Raw genomic sequence first — 2,358 nt, 5'->3', positions numbered from 1 at the left:
AGCGTGGGCGTACAGGCCTTCCATCATGTCGGGCGGAATGCCATGCACGTCCTTCAGGGTTGCCCCCGAACTCACGGCTTCCCAGACCATCTCCGCTAAACGCTCGTCGCTGACATTGTCTTCGGTTTGCATCAAACATCTCCTCGTCGCTGTCACCAACCCGGCAGAGCTGGCTAGGGACGGTGGTGAACCACCGTCTTTGCCATTGAACCCGGTTGGCGGGGCTGGAACATTCAGGAATTGCTCATTCCGGGAACGAAAAAATCAATCGGGGGCCTTTTCGGACGACTCGGGCTGCGCCGTTTCCACAACGCCCGCGTTCTCGACCTGCTCCAGCCACACCAAAAGCCGCAGCACTTCGTCGAGTTCGTCCAGGCTGACGAAGTCGTAGCGCCGATGGCTGGCGAAAATGCGCCGCGCCAGCCTCACGTCGGTCACGACCGGCACCCCCACCTTCTCGGCATAAGCGCGCACTGCCAGCGCGCGCTGGTTGGTCTCCAGCACGGATATCAAGAGAATCGACGACAGCTCCGGCTTGAAGAAGATGCCTACGGCGATATGCGTGGGGTTGGCGATGATGAGGCGCGAGTTCTTCACATCGGATTTCATCTGCTCGGACAGAATCTCCATGTGCACTTCGCGCCGGCGCGACTTGACCTCGGGATTGCCCTCCTGCTCCTTCATCTCGCGCTTGACCTCCTGCATGTCCATCTTCATGTCCTTCATGAACAGGAGGTATTCGGCCACGGCGTCCAGAATCAGCACCGCCACGATGCAGACCAGACACAGCAGCACCAGCGACAGCAGCAACTCGCGCCACACCATCGCCATGTCCATCGGGCTTCCATTGAGTTGGGAAAACAGCAAAACCTTGTGCTTGTGCCAAACCACCATAACCGCCACGACGAAGCTCGTCAGGTAAAGCAGCGCCTTCACCGCCTCCTTAACCGTTCGCAGGCTGAACAGCTTCTTGAAGCCGTTTACCGGGTTGAGCACGGACAAGTCGAACTTCAACGCCTTGCTGGCCAGCACGAAACCTGTCTGCAGCAGTGTGGGCAGCACCGACGCCGCCACGCACAACAGCAAGATGGGCAAAAACAGTTTGAGACCCAGCCAGAACACCGCCTGCGCGTACCTCTGCATGTCCTGCCGAAAGCCATCGTCCAGCGCCTGGCGGAACGCCCCCATCAGTTCGACCAAGGAACCGAAGGACACCAAATAGGCAACGCCGCACAACGTGAGGCAAGCCACGATCAGATCGCGACTCTTGAACGATTGCCCTTTCTTGGCCGCGTCCTGCAAGCGTTTGCGCGTGGGTTTCTCGGTCTTGTTCGCCATGTCAGCGTCCCGCGCCCTGCAGCCAGGCCGGCAATGTCGCGGCGGGGAATGCCAGCTGCGCCACCCGATCCGGCAGCACAGGGCTGAAATAGATCAACATGATCAACAGCGCGATGGCGCTCTTCACCGTCAGCGATACCGAGAACGCATTCATCTGTTGAGCGAAGCGCGACAACAACCCCAAAACCACCTCAGACAACAGCAACGCGGCGACCACCGGACTGGCCAGAACCAGTGCCTGCGCGATGATGTGATTGATCAATCCCAGCAGCGGCGGCAAAGCTGGCGCGCAAGCGCCCAGCGGATCGCACAACTGGTAGCTCCGCGACATCACGTCCAGCATCAGCGTCATGCCGCCGCCTTGAAGGTAGACGGCGGCGGCGAACAGGTTGAACAGATTGGCCAGTTCCGAAGTGTCGCCGCCGTTGGCAGGGTCTATGCTGCTGCTCAGCGTGGCGCCGCGCTGGTTGTCCATGACGCTGCCCAGCGCGTGAAACACCCAAAACGGCCAGGCCAGCAAGCAGGCAAGCAGAATGCCGACGCCTGCCTCGCGCGCGATCATGAGCAGGAACGGCAGCGTCTGATATGACGGCAGCGCATCGATCGGATGCGGCCACAGCCCCAAGGCCACCACCATCGTCACCGACGTGCGCACTACGCCATTCAAGACATTGCTGTTTAGGAACGGCAGGATGAAGAACACCGGCGCCACCCGAGCAAAGCCCAGCGAGGCGACGGCAACCCAGCCGTGGATCTCGAAGAACAGCCCGAATGCCATCGCGCGTCAGCCCTTGGCCAGGGCCAGCCGCATCACCTCGCGACCGAAATTGAGCAGGGTCTCGCCATACCAGCCGGACAACAGGAACAGGCATAGGCTGACACCGAACAGTTTGATGCCGAAGGGCAGCGTCTGCTCCTGCAACTGGGTGACCGTCTGGAACAGGCCGATCAGCAGGCCGATGGCGGTGGCGACTATGATGGGCCACGCGGATAGCAGCAGCACCAGGTACAGCGCCTTGT

At 60.7% G+C, this 2,358-nt stretch carries 3 protein-coding genes; all 3 read right to left on the bottom strand.

The genetic code is table 11. From position 1 onward, the window contains the following. Positions 1–264: 264 nt before the first annotated feature. A complete protein-coding gene (locus KVT39_RS36305) occupies positions 265–1,338 on the bottom strand; it encodes an EscU/YscU/HrcU family type III secretion system export apparatus switch protein (protein WP_217591414.1) in 1,074 nt (357 codons plus the stop codon). Position 1,339: 1 nt separating this feature from the next. Continuing rightward, entirely contained in the window at positions 1,340–2,116 is a 777-nt protein-coding gene (gene sctT / locus KVT39_RS36300; RefSeq protein WP_217591413.1) for a type III secretion system export apparatus subunit SctT, read from the bottom strand. A gap of 6 nt (positions 2,117–2,122) precedes the next feature. Further along, positions 2,123–2,358: EscS/YscS/HrcS family type III secretion system export apparatus protein (locus KVT39_RS36295; protein ID WP_217591412.1), on the bottom strand; the 236-nt coding region annotated here is incomplete at its 5' end.

This window comes from Burkholderia sp. GbtcB21 (genome assembly GCF_019091065.1).
In the GTDB taxonomy this organism is placed as follows: Bacteria; Pseudomonadota; Gammaproteobacteria; order Burkholderiales; family Burkholderiaceae; genus Burkholderia; species Burkholderia pyrrocinia_C.
The sequence above is the reverse complement of the archived record's forward strand: the minus strand, read 5'-3'. Positions and strand labels throughout refer to the sequence as shown.

Bases quoted from the DNA above. Each gene is read 5' to 3' on its own strand.
- KVT39_RS36305 (WP_217591414.1), bottom strand. From the start codon at position 1,338: ATGGCGAACAAGACCGAGAAACCCACGCGCAAACGCTTGCAGGACGCG.
- sctT (WP_217591413.1), bottom strand. From the start codon at position 2,116: ATGGCATTCGGGCTGTTCTTCGAGATCCACGGCTGGGTTGCCGTCGCC.